Here is a 17,910-nt window from a genome sequence, read left to right as displayed (position 1 = left end):
TTTTTCCGTAACGAAAGACCTTTTTATGACCATCGAGCAACTGCGAGCATGGCTGCGTGACTGGGTCGCCCAGGCCACCGGTGTTTCCGCCGAAGAGATCCTAGATTCCAAGCCTTTGGAAAATTATGGCCTCTCCTCGCGGGATGCTGTAGTGCTATCCGGCGAGCTGGAAAACCTTCTGGGCACCCGCCTCGATGCCACCGTGGCATATGAGTATCCCACCATCGAGCTGCTGGCGGACCGCCTGCTGAACGCACCGGCGGCGCCCCAACCAGAAGAGCACGCCCCGCGGATCGCGCAGGGATCCGACGTTGCGGTCATTGGTCTTTCCGGCCGCTTCCCGGGCGCCAAGAATGCCCAAGAGTTCTGGTCTATGTTGGCGGAATCCCGCGCAGGCACCGGCCCGTTGCCAGTGGGCCGGTGGTCCGAGTACTCCGCCGATCCGGTCATGAGTGAGAAGATCGCTCAGCAGAATACCGATGGCGGTTACCTTGAAGACATCGCCTCCTTTGACGCGGAATTTTTTGGCCTGTCCCCACTTGAGGCCGCCAATATGGATCCCCAGCAGCGCATCCTATTGGAGCTGGTGTGGGAAGCGCTAGAAAACGCCGGTATTCCCGCCAATGAGCTGCGTGGCACGCAGACCGGCGTGTATATGGGATCGACCAATAATGACTACGGCATGCTCATCGGCGCGGATTCCGCCGAGATGCACCCGTATGCGCTAACTGGCATTTCTTCTGCTGTGGTGGCCAACCGTATTTCCTATGCCTTGGATTTCCGCGGCCCTTCCATCAACGTGGATACGGCTTGCTCCTCCTCTCTCGTGGCGGTGAACCAGGCGATGAAGGATCTGCGCACGGGAAGCGCGGACGTGGCGCTGGCCGGCGGCGTGAATATTCTGGCCGCCCCGCATGCGTCCACGGCGTTCTCGGAGTTGGGCGTTACCTCTCCAACGAGCGCCATTCACGCCTTTTCGGATGACGCCGATGGCATCGTGCGTGCCGACGCCGCCGGCGTCCTCGTGCTCAAGCGCTTGGAGGACGCGGAAGCGGACGGCGACGATATCCTCGCCGTCATCAAGGGCTCGGCCGTCAACTCCGATGGCCACTCCAATGGCCTGACCGCCCCGAACCCGGAGGCACAGGAGGATGTGCTGCGCCGCGCCTATGCTGATGCGGGCGTAAATCCACAGGACGTGGACTATATCGAGGCCCACGGCACCGGCACCATTCTGGGCGATCCGATCGAGGCCTCCGCCCTAGGCCGCGTGCTCGGCGCGGGGCGTGGGGTCGATACTCCTATTTTGCTCGGCTCGGCCAAGACCAATATCGGTCACTCCGAATCCGCCGCGGGTGTGGTAGGCCTCATTAAGGTCATCCAGGCCATGCGCAATGACGTGATTCCGGCCAATATCAATTACTCGGCGCCGAACCGCTATATCGATTTCGAGGCCGAGCATCTCGAGGTAGTCGAGGATCCACGCGAGTGGCCCGAGTACTCCGGCCACAAGGTCGCTGGCGTATCCGGCTTTGGTTTCGGCGGCACCAATGCACACGTTGTGCTCACCGATTACCGCGGCACCCCGGCCGAGCGCGAGCCCCAGCTTTCCACCGAAACGGTGGCATTGCCGGTCTCTGGCCTCTTGCCTTCGCGCCGGGCGCGCGCTGCGGCCCTGTTGGCAGACTTCATTGAAGCGGAAAAGCCCGCGCTTGTCGACGTCGCCCGCACCGTCGCCCGCCGCAACCACTCCCGTTCCCGCGCCGTCGTGATGGCTAGCTCCACCGAGGAAGCAGTCAAGCGCCTGCGCCAGGTGGCTGAGGGCAAGGTTTCCGTTGGCATCGCCGCTGCGGATTCCCCGCAGGTTCCGGGCCCGGTATTTGTTTACTCCGGTTTCGGATCCCAGCACCGCAAGATGGCTAAGGACATGATTGCGATCTCGCCGCAGTTCAAGGCCCGCTTGGAAGAGCTGGATGCCATCGTGGACTTTGAGTCCGGCTGGTCCATCCTGGATATCGTCAACGACGATGCCCAAACCTATGACACCGAGACCGCCCAGGTGGCCATTACCGCCATTCAGATTGCATTGACGGACCTGTTCGCTTCCTTTGGCGTGCGCCCGGCCGGCGTGATGGGCATGTCCATGGGCGAGATTGCCGCGGCCTATGCCGCAGGCGGCATCTCCGCAGAGGACGCCATGGTTATTGCCTGCCACCGCGCGCGGTTGATGGGTGAGGGTGAGGCGTCGCTAAGCGATGCCGAGCAAGGAGCCATGGCCGTCGTAGAGCTCTCGGCCGAGGATATTGCCGCGCTCGACGGCAATATCGAACCCGCCGTGTATACCGGACCCGGTATGACCACCGTGGGCGGCCCTCGCCAAGAGGTGCTGGACCTGGTGGAAAAGCTCGACGGTGAGGGCAAGTTCGCCCGTGCGCTCAACGTGAAGGCCGCCGGGCACACCTCGGCCGTGGACCCCATCCTGGGCGAGCTGCATGCAGCCATCGCCGGCATGGAAGCCAAGCCGCTGCACACCCCGCTGTTTTCCTCCGTAGATAAGGGCGAGGTTTATCGTCCTGGTACCACCGTGCACGATGAGGATTACTGGCTGCGCATGACCCGCCACTCGGTCTACCTGCAGGATGCCACCGAGGCGGCCTTCAACGCCGGCCACACCCAGCTGGTAGAAATTTCACCGAACCCGGTAGCGCTGATGGGCCTCATGTCCACCGCCTTCGCCGTGGGCAAGGCCGATGCACAGCTGCTATATGCGTTGAAGCGCAAGGTAGATCCCACCGAGTCCTTGCTGGATCTGCTCAGCAAACTCTATGTCGCCGGCATGCCGGTAGATTTTGGCGCGGTCTTTGGCTCTGGTGCGCGCGTGGAGGCGCCCTATACCCAGTTCAACCGCCAGCGCTTCTGGACCAACGCGCGTCCGTCGGCCGGCGTATCCGGCCTGCCGGGCGCACGCGTCAACCTGCCAGAGGGAAAGGTGGCCTTCTCTACCAATGCGGACCAGGCACCATCCGCGCTGGCCATCGTGGAGGCCGCGGCTGAGGCCGTCAAGCCTGGGGCGCGCATCATCGCCACCGAGGAGCATGCCGATCTGCCACCGCGCGGTGAGGTCACCACGGTGGTAAGCCAGTCCATCGGTGGCATGTCCGTGGCCGTCTACGCTGTCCGGGGTGCGCAGACCGAGCTTTTGGCGGAAGGCTTTGCCTCCGCCTTGGACTTGGGCGCGGCGCCCATCCCGGGCGTGGCCGATGTGCCTGAAAGCGAGCCTGCAGCAACCGCAGAAGTTGATGCCGTACGCTGGGATCCTGCGGAGGAAACCGTGGAAGACCGCCTCGCGCTCATCGTGTCGGAATCCATGGGCTACGACGTCTCTGACTTGCCGCGCGAGTTGCCGCTCATTGACTTGGGCTTGGATTCCCTGATGGGCATGCGCATTAAGAACCGCGTGGAAAATGACTTCCAGATTCCGCCGCTGCAGGTGCAGGCGCTACGTGATGCCTCTTTGGCCGACGTCATTGCCATGGTGGAAGAGGCCGTAGCCGGCGGCAGCGTGGATACCAGCGACATTGCTTCTGCGGATACTCCTGCACCAGAAGAAGACGAACCCGGCCAGGGCGTCGGCGTTGCCCCGCGCGATGCCTCGGAGCGCATGGTCTTTGGCACGTGGGCTACCTTTACCGGTAAGGCAGCTGCGGGCGTTACCTCGGCGCTGCCTGAGGTAAGCGATGAGGTAGCGACCCAGATCGCCGAGCGCCTCACCGAGCGTGCCGGCATCGAGGTCACCGCCCAGCAGGTCCACGAGGCTGAGGCGCTAGAGACTTTGGCCGACCTCGTCCGGGAAGGACTGGAGACCGAGGTAGAAGGCAATATCCGCGTCCTGCGCGAGGCTGATGGTCCTGCCGTATTCATGTTCCACCCAGCTGGCGGCACCACTGTGGTCTACCAGCCGCTGACCCGCCGCCTGCCCGAGGACGTGGCAGTCTACGGCGTAGAGCGCATTGAGGGCTCGCTGGAGGAGCGCGCTGAGGCTTATATCGAGGACATCCTGCACTACGCTCGCGGCCGCAAGGTCGTGCTCGGCGGATGGTCCTTCGGTGGCGCGCTGGCCTACGAGGTGGCCTATCAGCTGCATCAGCGCACCCAGCGCGGCCAAGACTCGGTGGATGTGGCGTTCATCGCGCTGCTGGATACCACCCAGCCGTCGAACCCAGCGCCGGATACCCCGGAAGAAACCCGTGCCCGGTGGGAGCGCTACGCGGCCTTTGCTAAGACGACCTACGGCCTGGACTTCGAGCCGCCGTACGAGATGCTAGAGACCATGGGCGAGGATGCGCTCATGACCATGCTGGCGGAGTTCCTCGCTACTACCGACGCCTCTGAGCACGGCCTTGCCGCCGGCGTACTGGAGCACCAGCGTGCTTCCTTCGTGGATAACCAGATTCTGGCCAAGATCGACTTCCATCGCTGGGCCGATGTCACCGTGCCGGTTCTGCTTTTCCGTTCCGAGCGTATGCACGACGGTGCGATTGAGCTGGAGCCGCGCTACGCTGAGATTGACCCCGACGGCGGTTGGGGAGTTATCGTTAAGGATCTAGAAATTGTGCAGCTGCAAGGTGATCACCTTGCAGTGCCCGACGAGCCGGCCATCGGCATCGTGGGCAAGCATATGGACGAATGGATCGAGGAGAAGATACGTGGCGGCCAAGCAGACAACCACTGAGAAACTCGCTGACCTGCGCGAGCGTCTGGACAAGGCGCAGGACCCAGGCAGTGAGCGCTCCCGCAAGCGCCGCGACGAGGCTGGGCGCACCACGCCTCGTCAACGCATCGATGAATTGCTGGATGAGGGTTCCTTCGTCGAAACCGGCTCCTTGGGCAAGACCCCAGGTGACCCTGACGCCATCTATTCCGATGGCGTGGTCACCGGTTATGGCCGCATTTCCGGCCGCCCAGTGTGTATCTACGCCCACGATAAAACCGTCTACGGCGGCTCAGTCGGCGTGACCTTTGGCAAGAAGGTCACCGAGGTCATGGACATGGCCATCAAGATTGGTTGCCCGGTCATCGGTATTCAGGATTCGGGCGGCGCCCGCATTCAGGATGCAGTCACCTCGCTGGCCATGTATTCCGAGATTGCCCGCCGCCAGCTCCCGCTGTCCGGCCGCAGCCCGCAGATTTCCATCATGATGGGCAAGTCCGCCGGTGGCGCCGTCTATGCTCCTGTGACCACGGACTTTGTCATTGCCGTGGATGAGGAAGCAGAAATGTATGTCACCGGCCCGAACGTCATCCGTGAGGTTACCGGTGAGGACATCACCTCCGCCGAGCTGGGAGGTGCTCGCCAGCAGGAGCTCAACGGTAACGTCTCGGCGGTCGTCCCTTCCGAGGACGACGCCTTTGATATGGTCCGCGATCTCCTCGATCACCTGCCGCTGACCTGTTTTGATGAGGCGCCGGAGTTCGCTGCGCCTGCCGACGCCGAAGTGGCCGAAGACGAAGAGCTCAATGCCTTCATGCCGGATGACACCAATGCTGGCTACGACATGATGGACTTGTTGACTCAGTTGGGCGATGACGAGGATCTCATTGAGATTCAGGAGAACTTCGCGCCCAATATGATCACCGCTTTCGGTCGCATCGATGGCAAGACCGTTGGCTTTGTGGCCAATAACCCCATGCACCTTGCGGGCTGCATTGATGCCGACGCCGCCGATAAGGGCGCGCGCTTCATCCGCATCTGCGATGCTTACAATATTCCGCTGGTCTTTGTGGTGGATACCCCGGGCTACCTGCCGGGCGTGGAACAGGAAAAGGTGGGACTTATCCACCGCGGCGCCAAGTTTGCCTTCGCCGTGGTGGAAGCCACCGTGCCAAAGGTCTCGCTCATCGTGCGCAAAGCCTACGGCGGTGCCTATGCGGTGATGGGCTCGAAGAACCTGACCGGTGATATCAACCTGGCGTGGCCGACCGCGCAGATCGCCGTGATGGGTGCGGCCGCTGCCGTGGTGATGATTGCAGGTAAGCAGCTAGAAGCAGCCGAGACCCCGGAACAGCGAGAGATGACCAAGAAGATGTTCATGGACTTCTACGATGAGACCATGACGGCTCCGTATGTTGCGGCCGAGCGCGGCTATCTAGACGCGATGATTCAGCCGAATCAGTCGCGCTTGGCGCTCCGTCAGGCACTGCGCCAACTGGCCACCAAGCAGGAAAGCGATCTGCCGAAGAAGCACACTATTGCGCCGATGTAATGCCTTGTGCTTGGATAGCATATAAAGAGCTAATCCTAGTGAAGGAGTTATTTATGATTTTGTCTAGCGCTGTGGATATCGTCAGCGAACTTATCGGTTTCATCGTTGATATTCTCAATCAGGCAGGCGTACCGGTAATCTCCAAGTAAGTGGAGCAAAAAAATAAGGAGGGTTAAACCCTCCTTATTTTTATTTGCGGGCGAAAAGCCGCCAGCCAAAGAAAAATAGTGCGGACATCACCGTCGCTACGATAAGGAAGCTCCAGTGCGGCAGGCGGCCGTTGACGAGCATCCACAGGGCCATGCCGCCTACGACGGTGCTCAGCCAGACGATGCCGCCCTCCTTCCACTTGCCTTGCGCTTTGGTAGCCAGGATGATGACCCAGCCGATAAGCGCGCCTACGGCCCAGGGCCAAAAGGCATCTACCCAGGTGGAAAAGCTCAATCCGCCGTGGGCGAGGCGGGCAGCCACGGCGAAGAGCATCAGAGCGATGATATCGATAATGGGAGCGATTCTCATGCGTTTTCCTTTCGGTTCAAGGCGGCGTAGGTAATGCCCTTGCGGGCATAGTGCCAGAAGTAGATTAGCCAGCCAATGATGGTGATCAAGGCAAAGGAGATAAGGCGGTAGATGATGGCCGCGCCGGTAGCGTCCACCGCGGTCATACCCGTGGCCACAAGAGTGGCGATGATCGCGGCTTCCACCGTACCGAGGCCGGCCGGCGTGACCTGAGCGGAACCGGCAAGCTTAGCGGTGAGATAGGCCAGCGCCACGCCGGCCATCGTCGTGGTGTCCTCGCCCGCGTGCAGCGCTGGCAGGTGGCCGGTAACGGCCCACACACAGCCCCATAGCGAGACCATATCGATCAGGCGGTTGGCCAGGGAGTAAAAAGATACCCAGGCGAATTGGCGGCGGGTGAGGTGTACCTCTTCCAGATTCTTGACCTGGTCTACGAGGGCCTCGCGCTTGGAGCCTTTAATGAGCTTCTGGCGGTTGAGCCAGCGAATGATTTTATCCGGGTGATTGGTCAGCCAGAAGAGGCCGCCAGAAAGCGCCAGCATGAGCACCAAGGTGCCGATGAGGGACCAGAGCGCCATATCCGCGTTCAGAAAGAGCACGCCGCCCAAGCCAATGAGCACGAGCCACATCGTGGAAATTGCAGAGGACAGCACGAAGAACCAGCCACACAGCATGACGGACGCGCCCCATGTGCGCTGCACGTAGAAGGTGAGGATGGCGGAAAAGGCCGGGCCAGCCGGAAGAGTGGTGGACCAGGCATTAGCGGCCAACGTCAGTGCTGCGGTTTCTGCGGCCGGCACCTTGATGCCGCCGGCTCGAATGAGCAAGCGCATGACCTCGCCCATGGCGAGTACCGCCACGATGGAGGCGATGACTACGAGTACTATCGCAGCGGGATCGGAGTGGGACAGCCGCGAGAAGCCTTCGCGCAGGAAGTCCAGCTCATCGCGGAAGACATAAACCAAGACCAGCAGGACGATGAGCGAGGCGATGAGGCGCAGCCAATTCTTCACTTACTTACCCCCTTCGAGGCGTTTTTTGAGTTCAGTGAAGGGAACAGTCTTGCCGCGGTGCGTCGCACCGCCAGTCAAAGTGGTGGTGGCGTGGCGCAGCCAGCTAGGGGCCCACCAGTTATCCTCGCGCAGCAAGTGCATGACGGCCGGAACGAGGAGCATGCGGACAATGGTGGCGTCGATAAGCAGGGCAAAAATCATGCCGTAGGCAATGTATTTCATCATCACGATATCGGAGAAGCCGAAAGCGCCGGAGACCACGATCATGATGAGCGCCGCTGCGGTAATAATGCCGCCGGTATGCGCGGTGCCGGCCGCAATAGACTCGTCGGTGGAAGCACCGCGTCGGCGGGCCTCCACCATGCGGGAGACCAAAAAGACCTCGTAATCGGTGGACAGGCCGTAGACAATGGCGATGATGAGCACCAAAATCGGGCTCATGAGCGGGCCGGGCGTGAAGTTGAGGATGTCCGAGCCCAGGCCGGCAACGAACATTAACGTCAGGATGCCCAGCGTTGCGCCCAAGGTCAGCAACGTCATCACAATGGCCTTGAGCGGCAGTACAAAGGAGCCAAAAACAAGGGCCATGAGCAGGAATGTAGCCAGCACCACGTAGAGCGCCATCCACGGCAGCGTGTGGAAGAGTGCATCGAGGGACTCCACCTCCATGGCGGGAGTACCGCCCACGTAGAGGTTCACACCCTCAGGGGCCTTGACCTTTTCCAGTTCGTGCACAATCTTCGCGTAATCATCGCGGTCTTCAATGCCGGCGGAAAGGACGGTAGTGCCGTCCTTGGTGGCAGTCGTCGGCGCCATGGGCTCGGTGAGGCCGTCGAGGCCGCGGACCTGCATGACGACGTCGACAAGCTGCTGGTTCGAGGCATTTTCCACCACGAGCTTGACCGGCTCCGTGCGGAAGGCTGGGAACTCCTCGTTGAATTTATCCTGTGCCACGCGGGTGTCTTGGTCGGGCGGCAGGTAGGACTCGTTGATGCCACCGAAGGTGATGCTCATGACGGGCAGGGTAAGCGCGATGAGCAGGCCGCATACGGCGATGGTCAGCCCGCGGGCATGGCGCATGGCCCAGCGCGGAAGCTTATACCACCAGGTGTCCTGAATAGTGCGAGCCGTCCGCGAGGTACGGCGTACGGACCAGGTATCGATCTTGGAGCCGAGCATGCCAAAAATGGACGGCAGCACGGTGACCGAAAGGAGCGCGGCCAAGCCGACCGCAGAAATGGACCCATAGGCCACGGATTTCAGGAAGGCCTGGGGGAAGAGGAAGAGGCCGGAAAGCGCAACGGCGACCATGGCCGCGGAGAAAACCACAGTTTGACCGGCTGTCGCGGTGGTGGTGGCCACCGCCTCCTCCGTGGAGCGGCCCTTGTCCAGCTCTTCGCGGAAGCGCGAGACCATAAAGAGTCCATAATCGATGGCTAGGCCAAGCCCCAGCAGCGTGACGACGGCCTGGGCAAAGACATTGACCTGCGAGAAGCCGGCCAGGATGGACAAGATGCCCAAAGAGCCCAAGATGGAGAGGCCGCCGACCACCAGCGGCATGCAGGCCGCGACGACGGAGCCAAAGACCACCAGCAGGAGGATGCCTACCAGCGGCAGGGCGGCCTTTTCGGCGCGGGAGATATCGTGGGACATTCCCTCATCAAGAGCATCAGCAACCGCGGTGGCACCCGCAATCTCCACCGGTGCGGTGGTATCCGTGAGCGCGCCTTCGATGGTCCGGAAATCCTTCAGCGTCTGCTCATCATCGCCTTTCAGCCCGATGGCGGCGAAGGCCAGCGAATGATCAGCATTGACCAGGTTCGGGTTCTTCGTGTCGAAGTAGCTGGTCACCGAGTCAATCTGGTCCGGATACTCCGATTTCAACTGCGCCAAGTGCTGCTTGGCGGCGTCGAAGTTCTCATCGGGGGAGTGGAAGAGCAAGATGACATCGCCGGAGTTATCGCGGCCGAATGCTTCCTGCTCGATCTGGGCCGCGCTTGTCGACGCCGCATTGGGATCCTCCCAGCCCTCTTGGCTCATGCGGTCTTCGAGCTGCAAGCCAAAGCCGATGAAGAGCGCAAGGATCGCGACGACGATGATGGCGGGGATGAGCCGGCGGTGCGCATAGGAAAAACGTCCCCATTTTTCAAACATCGGGGTAGCCTCCTAGCGGTTATTAAGCAGCGCAGCCAGGGGACGGAATGGCTGCAGCCATGCACCACCCTCGGGCAGGTTATCCAGGTTCACGCGCGGTAGCGGCTCCCGGAATACACCCTCGATATCTTCCAGGTCCACAAAATTGATATCTGCGTGGCCTACGGCCCACGCGGCATGCTCATGGAAACCGAGGACCGTCACCGGAAGGCCTTCCGCGATGAGCTCTTCCAAAGGCTCCTGGAAATTCTGGCCATCGGCGGAGGCAACAATCACGCCGGCTAGATCCTCACGGAGGCTTTCGATGTGGTCGAGCATATCCGGATCCACGTCATCATTTTCGTGGATCTTGGGCTTGGCAAAAACGCCGAAGCCCACGTTGCGGATGGCTTCAACCCATGGGCGGATGACATCGGCGCCGCCCGGGGTGACATTAGTAAAGACATCGGCGCGTGGCTCCGCATCAACGTCCTGGGCAAGGTGTACCAGCCAGCGGCCGATGGCGTCGAAGCGCGGGCGGTGTGCGGCGGTGGGGCGGCCACCGAGCAGGGAGCCTAAGCCCATGTCCATATTGGGCGCATCCCAGACAAGTAGGTAGGTGCTCATTTATTTCTTCTCCCAGAGATACTCCGTGATGACGTGTTCTTTATCTAGGCCCTTGCCCTCAAACTTGGTGATGACCTGACGGTCCACCAACTGCGGGCACTCTGGCCACGGCCAGCCCTTGTAATCCAGGCTCGGCTCTACGTCCACAAGCTCATCGATCCACTCGGCGTATCCGGCATGGTCGGTAGCAACGTGCAGCACGCCGCCCTTCTTCAGGCGGGAAGCAAAAAGATTGAGTGTGCCCGACTGGATGATTCGGCGCTTGTGGTGGCGGGCCTTTGGCCAGGGATCCGGGAAGAAGACGCGGATGCCATCAAGGGACTCCGGGGCAAACATGCGCACCATGACCTCGATGCCATCGCCGCGAATCATGCGGATATTGTCGATGCTCTCGCGCTCGATCTGGCCCAGTAGCTTGGCCAAGCCCGGCTTGTAGAGTTCGACGGCGATGATATTGGTATCGGCTTCTTTCGGCGCCATGGCGGCGGTAGAGGTACCCGTGCCGGATCCGATTTCCACGATGGTCTTGGCGCCGCTGCGGCCAAACCAGGCGTCGAGGTCAATGACCTCGTCTTCCAGTGTGCGGCCTAGTTCTGGCCAGCGCTTTTCAAAAAGCTCATGCTGATTTTCGGTCAGCGTGCCGCGGCGGAAGGTGACGTTGCCTAGGCGTGGGTAGTCGAGCTCGTTGTTGAATACGGCATTGAAGTCGGTCTGTGGTGGGCGACCTGGAGGCATTTCTCCAGCGCGGGTGTTTTGAGAGTTATCTGTGTTATTCATTGCGGCCTATTTTTCCCTGCTTAGCCCTGTCAAGCAATACGCCGCGCCGTGGGTCACGTGTGGCGAGGTCAATCCGGGTATAACCAGTGGTCCCGGTTGGGGGTGGAAGATGATCGTTTTGATTGCCGCTGGGGAGGGTAATAGACCCCCAGACAGGGGGATGGGAAAAGGCGATTTTTAACACAGTATCTGTGGTTGCGCTTGGTGAAGTTCTGGTAAACGCGGTGGATATAACCGGTGTGGCAAAATCTGCGCAAATTATTCGGACAAGCACGTTAATCTTGAGGTGAAAGGCACAGTTGGGGATTTATTTCCCCAATTTTCATACCCACCCTCAGGAGAAATACTAATGACCGCCACTATCCCAGGGCTCGTCGGAGAGCTGCCGACTAAAAACGAAAAGCTTATCGGCTGGATCAGCGAGAACGTTGAGCTCTTCCAGCCGGACCAGGTGGTCTTTGTAGACGGCTCCCAGGACGAGGCTGACCGTTTGGCCGCAGAGCTGGTGGAAAAGGGCACGCTTATCAAGCTGAATGAGGAAAAGCGCCCTAATTCCTACCTGGCTCGCTCCAACCCTTCCGACGTTGCCCGTGTGGAATCCCGCACCTTCATCTGCACCGAGCACGAAGATGGCGCTGGTCCTACTAATAATTGGGCACCGCCTGCTGCGATGAAGGAGGAGATGACGGAAGCATTCCGTGGTTCCATGAAGGGCCGCACCATGTACGTGGTTCCCTTCTGCATGGGTCCGATTAGCGATCCGGAACCGAAGTTGGGCGTGCAGTTGACTGACTCCGCCTATGTGGTGCTCTCCATGCGCATCATGACCCGTATGGGTGCGGAAGCCTTGGACAAGATTGGTACCGACGGCGATTTCGTCCACGCCCTGCACTCCGTGGGTGCCCCACTAGAGCCGGGCCAGGAAGATGTTGCGTGGCCGTGCAATGACACCAAGTACATCACCCAGTTCCCTGAAACCAAGGAAATCTGGTCCTACGGCTCCGGATACGGCGGCAACGCCATCCTGGCGAAGAAGTGCTACGCGCTGCGCATCGCTTCTGTCATGGCAAAGGAAGAAGGCTGGATGGCTGAGCACATGCTCATCCTGAAGCTCACCAATCCAGAAGGTAAGAAGTACCACGTTGCAGCCGCCTTCCCCTCGGCGTGCGGCAAGACCAACTTGGCCATGATTACCCCGACCATTCCGGGCTGGAAGGCTGAGGTCGTCGGTGACGATATTGCCTGGCTGCACCTGCGTGAGGACGGCCTTTACGCAGTTAACCCGGAAAATGGCTTCTTCGGCGTGGCCCCTGGCACCAACTACGGTTCCAACCCGATTGCCATGCAGACCATGGAGCCGGGCAACACCATCTTCACCAACGTTGCGCTTACTGATGACGGCGATGTCTGGTGGGAGGAAATGTCCAAGGAGGCACCAGAGCACCTCATTGACTGGACCGGCGAAGACTGGACTCCGGAATCTTCTACAAAGGCAGCGCACCCGAATTCTCGTTACTGCGTCCCGATTTCTCAGTGCCCGAGCGCCGCTCCGGAGTACGACGACTGGCAGGGCGTGAAGATCGACGCCATCCTCTTCGGTGGCCGCCGCAAGACCACCGTTCCGCTGGTAACCCAGGCCTTCGACTGGAACCACGGCACCATGATCGGTGCCCTGCTGGCTTCCGGCCAGACCGCTGCAGCAGAGGGCAGCGTCGGCACCCTGCGCCACGATCCGATGGCTATGCTGCCGTTCATTGGCTACAACGCTGGTGACTACTTGCAGCACTGGATCGATATGGGTGAAAAGGGTGGCGACCGCATGCCGTCTATCTTCCTGGTTAACTGGTTCCGCCGTGGCGACGACGGCCGCTTCCTGTGGCCGGGCTTCGGCGAGAACTCCCGCGTGCTCAAGTGGATCATTGACCGCATTGAGGGCAACGTTGAGGCCGAGGAAACCGTCGTGGGCCACACCGCCCGCGCCGAGGATATCGACCTCGAGGGCATCGACTTCGATATCGAGGACGTTCGCGCCGCTCTTGCCGTCAACCCGAAGGACTGGGAAGGCGATATGCAGGATAACGCCAGCTACCTCAACTTCCTGGGCTCCCGCGTGCCGTCCGAGGTGTGGGACCAGTTCCACGCCCTGAAGGAGCGCGTAGAAAACGCCTCTTAAGAACCAGGCTTAACTAGCCCCCAGCGACGTCAGCGTTGTTGGGGGCTACATTTGTAACACCAACGTCAGGTTAGACACCGCAAACTCCCGCACCCCTGGTACACGGGTGAGCCACCAAGCCCAGCTGGGATGGTAGCGGGGGAAGGCGAGTTTGAGCGCGCCGGTGCTCTTAGCCCAGGCAAGGCCGGCGGAGCAGGGGACGTCGAAAAGCGAGGTGCCAAAGACATTCTTGGGCGGATGGCCGTGGCGGCGGGTATAGCGGTCGCGGGCAAACTCGCCGCTAATGTAGTGCTCCCACAGGCCGGTTTCGTGGCCGCCAAAGGGGCCAAGCCACACCGTGTAGCTCAGGATGGTGAGGCCACCGGGGCGGGTTACGCGCAGCATCTCCTCGCCCATATCCCAGGGATTGGGGATGTGCTCAGCCACGTTAGAGGAATAGACCACGTCAAAGGAATTATCGGCAAAGGGCAGGTTGGTGCCATCGCCGCGCACGGAATTGCTCAAGTGGATACCGGCCGCCGACATTTCGCCCGCATCCGGCTCCAATCCCACGTAGCGGGCGCCGCGCCGGGCAAAGGCGTCCGCAAAATAGCCTGGGCCGCCGCCGACATCGAGCACCCGTGCCCCAGAAAGCTGCACGCCCAGGTCGCGGCCGAGGTTCTCCACCAGCGCGGCCGTATCCTCCGCGAGCCCGCCGTAAAAAATCTCCGGGCGCGTCTGTTCAAAGCGGAAGGAACATAGCAGCTGAATGGAGCGGCGGAGCGTGGCCATCTCACGGGTATGTCTCATAACCCACTAGGCTAATACCTCACGATGAAGATTCTTTTACTATGCTGGCGCGATTCCACCCACCCGCAAGGCGGTGGCTCGGAGCGCTACTTGGAGCGCGTGGGCGAGTACCTGGCAGCCCAGGGCCACGAGGTGGTCTTTCGCACCTCCAAGCACATGAATGCCGCGCGCCGGGAGGTGCGCGACGGCGTGCGCTATAGCCGCGGCGGCGCCAAATTTGGCGTGTATCCGCGTGCCTGGGCGGCGATGCTGGCCGGCCGCCTGGGGCTGGGGGACCTGCGCGGAGTGGATGCGGTAATCGATACCCAAAACGGCATCCCCTTCTTCGCTCGCCTGGTGTCCGGGGCGCCGACGGTGCTGCTTACTCACCATTGCCACCGTGAACAGTGGCCGGTGGCGGGTCCCCTCTTGGGCCGGCTCGGTTGGTTCCTTGAGTCCCGGGTGGCCCCGCGCGTGTATCGCGGCGCTCCCTATGTCACTGTGTCTGAGGCCTCCCGCGAGGATTTGGAGGCGCTGGGTATTAAGGGCGCGCACATCATCGCCAATGGCCTGGACCCGGTTCCGGACCATGTTCCTTCCCTGGAACGAGAGGCCGAGGTGCACCTGGTCACGCTCTCGCGCCTAGTGCCACATAAGCAGATCGAGCATGCCATGGATACGGTGGCGCAGACCCCGGGCGCGGTCCTGGACGTCATCGGCTCCGGCTGGTGGGAGGCTAACCTGCGCGCCTATGCCGAGGAGCATGGGGTAAGCGATCGCGTGCGCTTCCGCGGCCAGGTGACCGAGGACTATAAGCACGCTTTGCTGGCCCGTGCCGATGCCCTGCTGATGCCCTCGCGCAAAGAGGGGTGGGGTTTGGCAGTAATGGAGGCGGCCCAACATGGAGTCCCCACTGTAGGTTATACATTTGGCCTGCGTGACAGCGTTATTAACGGCAAGACCGGCATCCTGGTAGAGCGCGAAGAGGACTTCGTCGCGGCCACCAAGCAGCTGCTTGCCGACGCCCCACTGCGCCGCACCCTCGGCTCCAACGCGCGGGATTTTGCCGCTAGCTTCTCGTGGGAGAAGACCGGCGAGCAGTTCGCGGAATTGCTGCAAGGGCTAGTAGCGGACACGCCATCCACAAAGCGGTAAGCGCCCACGGAACCTGCGGCCGCGGCGCGTTCGTTTCCGCGGCTATGGCACCGTCCACCACGACTACGCCAATGCCGATCTCGGCCAACCGGTCCATATCGTGCTCTTCCCACGCGCGCAGTGCCGCGCGGTACTGCGGCGAGGCTTGGTCCACCACGGTCCCGTCCACGCTCAATTCTCCCGATTCCACCATGGCTACCGCCTTGGAATAGGGGTCGACGGCCACGCCGCCGGGAACCTCCACGAGGTTGGCGCGGTCTGGGAAGAAGGCCACTCGGCCGTCAATCGCGCGCACCAACTGCTCATCTATCCCCGTATCCCGCGGCGCGAACACTGCGAGGCGTCCCGGAACGGGCAGCAGCTGCACGGTCGCAGCCACGGTTGCCAGTGCCGCTGGCAGATTCGGCAGCGCCCCCAGCGAGGCCACATAGAGCGGCAACGCCAACATGGTCAGTTTCCCGCTATCGCGCAGCAGCGCCGCCCCCGGTACGTGATCGATGGACCACACCAGCGCGCCGGGAACCAGCCAGAAGAACATCGCCCCGCCAAGCCCCATCGCCGCGAGGACGCTTAACCGCGCGGGAACCCGCCACGCCCCGAGCAAGGCGATGACTGCCACGATGACACCGCACACAGCGAACCCGATGGCCGCTTCCGCATTCCATATGCCGCCGAGTCGCAGCAGCGCGCCCGCGGTGCCGACGTAGTCTTCCGCCCGCGGGCCAAACGCGGCCACCGCCGCTGCGGTATCGCCGGGTGCGGCGGGATTGAACATGCCCGGAATGGCCCACGGCAAACACAAGATCACGCCGCCGAGGGCTACCCGCTTGCGGCAGGTCACCGCCGCGGTCACCATGGCAAAGAGACCACCCGTAGGGGTAAGCGATGCTCCCCACATGGCCAGCCACGCCACCCAGCTGTGCTTTCTTCCGGCCCACGCGATGACCGGCAACAGCCACGCAGCCACCGCAAGCGACCACTGGCCCTGCAGGAGACGCTCGATGACGAAGGGATTGGCCACCGCCACCGCCATCGCGCTCACCGCGGCGACTGTAGAGCGTGCCCAGCGCGCCGCGGTGAGCGCGGAGGACGCGGCGGCGGCAATAATGAGCACCCGTGCCGCCCACGCGCCGCCCACGAGAGCGAGGAAACCGTCTTGCGGTGCGTTGCGGGCAGGCAGACTGCCGCCGCCAAAGGCAGAAGGCGAAAGCGCCGGATGGTCAAGCAACGCCATATCGCGCCACAAGAACTCGCCGGGCAAAGCAAAGGGCCAGCACACCGCGGCCACGAGGAGGACGCCCCATGCGAGGAGTAAAAGACGCCTAGCCTTCACGATGGCGGCGCATGTACATATAGGCAGCACAGAGCAATAGGCCAACGCCGATGGCCTTGCCGGCCCAGCCGACCACCATCAAGGCGCGAATGGTGCGAATGACCGGACGCACCTCATTCAGGCGCTCCGCCCGGGTCTCATCGGACCAGCGCAAATCGGCGGCAAAGATGGAGCGGTCTTCCGTATCATCATTCGCCACCATGGTGCCGGCCTGCTTTTCGTCCGCGGCGAAGAAGATTTTGATGTTCTCGCGCAGGTCCACCATGGTGCCGGTGGTGGGCTCGACGGAGATATCGCGGCCGATGGTGTAGAAGGGCTCCACCGTGACCCGGTCAGTGGCATCTAGGCCGAGGAGCTCGCGCGACTCGGCGTCGTAGAACCGCTTCGCTGGCCCGGAGATGCGGAAATCCTCGGCCGCTAGCTGCTTATCGCCGGTGCCGGTATCGACCTCGGCGGTAATGCTTTTGCGCATATCAGCCAAGGAAATGGGCTGGATATCGTGGTGGAAAGAATAGGTAGGGATACCGTCGAGCCTTTCCATCGTAGTGAAGTCCACCGCCGTGGAGGATTGCGTCGCTAGATCGAAAAACGGATAGGAGCGCTGCTCGGTACCGGAGGGAAAGAAGTAGTTGATTCCATCGCGCTCGAAGTCGGTACGGGCCATGCCGGTATCCAGCGCCGGTAGGACAAAGTCCCATTTATCCTTTGGCGCAGCGACTGGGTAGGTGGACTCGCGGTTCAACACGGAATGCTCCGTGATTCGGGCAAGGGGAGTATTGCCGACGAGCAGGCGAGAGAGCGAATCGGAGTTAGCGAGCGCATCATCTTCTGCCACCTCAGAGGTGGTGGTATTGCGCTCGATAGTGAGCAGGTCGTGGTGCAGATAGCACCACATGGGTGCCTGCTTTTCTTGGCACTGCGGGTCCTTGCTATCGCCAGAGGCTTTGGCCCCGGCGATGAACTCGGGCGCTTCCATCCACACCCCGGCCGACGGCGCGGTGACGGTGTTGATGTTTTGGTCGAAGGCCAGCGGCCGAGTCTGATTATTATACAGCGGCGGCACCACGGTGCCCAGCACCAAAAAAATGACGGCGGCAATGACAACCCACGCCAGTGGCGAGCGTGGCCAAAGGTAGCGTTTCATTGCAG

Annotated in this window: 12 protein-coding genes; 4 read left to right on the top strand and 8 right to left on the bottom strand. The window is 61.7% G+C overall.

The features are described 5' to 3' along the window. Positions 1–25: 25 nt before the first annotated feature. Together QKD99_RS03230 and QKD99_RS03225 are read left to right on the top strand one after the other, a co-directional pair. Positions 26–4,732 carry an alpha/beta fold hydrolase gene (locus tag QKD99_RS03230; protein ID WP_347950692.1) on the top strand — a complete coding sequence of 1,569 codons (4,707 nt, stop codon included), beginning with the start codon at positions 26–28 and terminating at the stop codon, positions 4,730–4,732. Then, on the top strand, positions 4,707–6,263 hold the full coding sequence (locus QKD99_RS03225) for an acyl-CoA carboxylase subunit beta (protein ID WP_297552335.1): 1,557 nt from the start codon (positions 4,707–4,709) through the stop codon (positions 6,261–6,263). Before QKD99_RS03230 ends, QKD99_RS03225 begins: the two co-directional genes overlap by 26 nt. A 189-nt stretch (positions 6,264–6,452) precedes the next feature. On the opposite strand, the gene QKD99_RS03220 is transcribed toward QKD99_RS03225, so the two are convergent. Genes QKD99_RS03220 through trmB form a run of 5 tightly spaced genes read right to left on the bottom strand, consistent with a single transcriptional unit; the run spans position 6,453 to position 11,332 of the window. Continuing rightward, positions 6,453–6,782, bottom strand: coding sequence for a DUF3054 domain-containing protein (locus QKD99_RS03220; protein WP_239278585.1), 330 nt, complete (start codon positions 6,780–6,782; stop codon positions 6,453–6,455). Beyond that, the gene (locus QKD99_RS03215) at positions 6,779–7,795 is read right to left on the bottom strand and encodes a YbhN family protein (RefSeq protein WP_239278584.1); all 1,017 of its coding nucleotides are present in this window, start codon (positions 7,793–7,795) and stop codon (positions 6,779–6,781) included. Before QKD99_RS03215 ends, QKD99_RS03220 begins: the two co-directional genes overlap by 4 nt. After that, positions 7,796–9,949, bottom strand: a complete 2,154-nt coding sequence (locus QKD99_RS03210) for an MMPL family transporter (RefSeq protein WP_347950691.1) — start codon at positions 9,947–9,949, stop codon at positions 7,796–7,798. It abuts the gene before it with no gap. Positions 9,950–9,961: 12 nt separating this feature from the next. Continuing rightward, entirely contained in the window at positions 9,962–10,555 is a 594-nt protein-coding gene (locus tag QKD99_RS03205) for an NYN domain-containing protein (RefSeq protein ID WP_286687899.1), read from the bottom strand. Beyond that, entirely contained in the window at positions 10,556–11,332 is a 777-nt protein-coding gene (trmB, locus tag QKD99_RS03200; RefSeq protein ID WP_225746315.1) for a tRNA (guanosine(46)-N7)-methyltransferase TrmB, read from the bottom strand. A gap of 349 nt (positions 11,333–11,681) precedes the next feature. On the opposite strand from trmB, the gene QKD99_RS03195 reads away from it, so the two are divergent. After that, entirely contained in the window at positions 11,682–13,505 is a 1,824-nt protein-coding gene (locus QKD99_RS03195; protein ID WP_284868431.1) for a phosphoenolpyruvate carboxykinase (GTP), read from the top strand. Positions 13,506–13,550: 45 nt separating this feature from the next. Here the strand turns inward: QKD99_RS03195 and QKD99_RS03190 are convergent, their stop codons facing one another. Then, positions 13,551–14,294: a class I SAM-dependent methyltransferase gene (locus QKD99_RS03190; protein ID WP_347950690.1), complete on the bottom strand. Its 744-nt coding sequence runs from the start codon at positions 14,292–14,294 to the stop codon at positions 13,551–13,553. Between the two features lie 24 nt (positions 14,295–14,318). Between QKD99_RS03190 and QKD99_RS03185 the strand changes: the two genes are divergently transcribed. Continuing rightward, positions 14,319–15,428, top strand: a complete 1,110-nt coding sequence (locus QKD99_RS03185) for a glycosyltransferase family 4 protein (protein WP_239278578.1) — start codon at positions 14,319–14,321, stop codon at positions 15,426–15,428. Here the strand turns inward: QKD99_RS03185 and QKD99_RS03180 are convergent. Both QKD99_RS03180 and QKD99_RS03175 read right to left on the bottom strand, forming a co-directional pair. Further along, the gene (locus tag QKD99_RS03180; RefSeq protein WP_347950689.1) at positions 15,343–16,761 is read right to left on the bottom strand and encodes a hypothetical protein; all 1,419 of its coding nucleotides are present in this window, start codon (positions 16,759–16,761) and stop codon (positions 15,343–15,345) included. The two genes, QKD99_RS03185 and QKD99_RS03180, sit on opposite strands and share 86 nt — an antisense overlap. Then, positions 16,751–17,905: a porin PorA family protein gene (locus QKD99_RS03175; RefSeq protein WP_347950688.1), complete on the bottom strand. Its 1,155-nt coding sequence runs from the start codon at positions 17,903–17,905 to the stop codon at positions 16,751–16,753. The genes QKD99_RS03180 and QKD99_RS03175 overlap by 11 nt, the downstream gene beginning before the upstream one ends. Positions 17,906–17,910: the final 5 nt, after the last annotated feature.

This window comes from Corynebacterium sp. c3Ub_189 (assembly GCF_039907195.1).
GTDB lineage: Bacteria > Actinomycetota > Actinomycetes > Mycobacteriales > Mycobacteriaceae > Corynebacterium.
This window is presented reverse-complemented; position numbering and strand designations above follow the sequence as displayed.

Bases quoted from the DNA above. Each gene is read 5' to 3' on its own strand.
- QKD99_RS03190 (WP_347950690.1), bottom strand. From the start codon at position 14,294: ATGAGACATACCCGTGAGATGGCCACGCTCCGCCGCTCCATTCAGCTG.
- QKD99_RS03220 (WP_239278585.1), bottom strand. From the start codon at position 6,782: ATGAGAATCGCTCCCATTATCGATATCATCGCTCTGATGCTCTTCGCC.
- QKD99_RS03175 (WP_347950688.1), bottom strand. From the start codon at position 17,905: ATGAAACGCTACCTTTGGCCACGCTCGCCACTGGCGTGGGTTGTCATT.
- QKD99_RS03210 (WP_347950691.1), bottom strand. From the start codon at position 9,949: ATGTTTGAAAAATGGGGACGTTTTTCCTATGCGCACCGCCGGCTCATC.
- QKD99_RS03205 (WP_286687899.1), bottom strand. From the start codon at position 10,555: ATGAGCACCTACCTACTTGTCTGGGATGCGCCCAATATGGACATGGGC.
- QKD99_RS03185 (WP_239278578.1), top strand. From the start codon at position 14,319: ATGAAGATTCTTTTACTATGCTGGCGCGATTCCACCCACCCGCAAGGC.
- trmB (WP_225746315.1), bottom strand. From the start codon at position 11,332: ATGAATAACACAGATAACTCTCAAAACACCCGCGCTGGAGAAATGCCT.
- QKD99_RS03230 (WP_347950692.1), top strand. From the start codon at position 26: ATGACCATCGAGCAACTGCGAGCATGGCTGCGTGACTGGGTCGCCCAG.
- QKD99_RS03195 (WP_284868431.1), top strand. From the start codon at position 11,682: ATGACCGCCACTATCCCAGGGCTCGTCGGAGAGCTGCCGACTAAAAAC.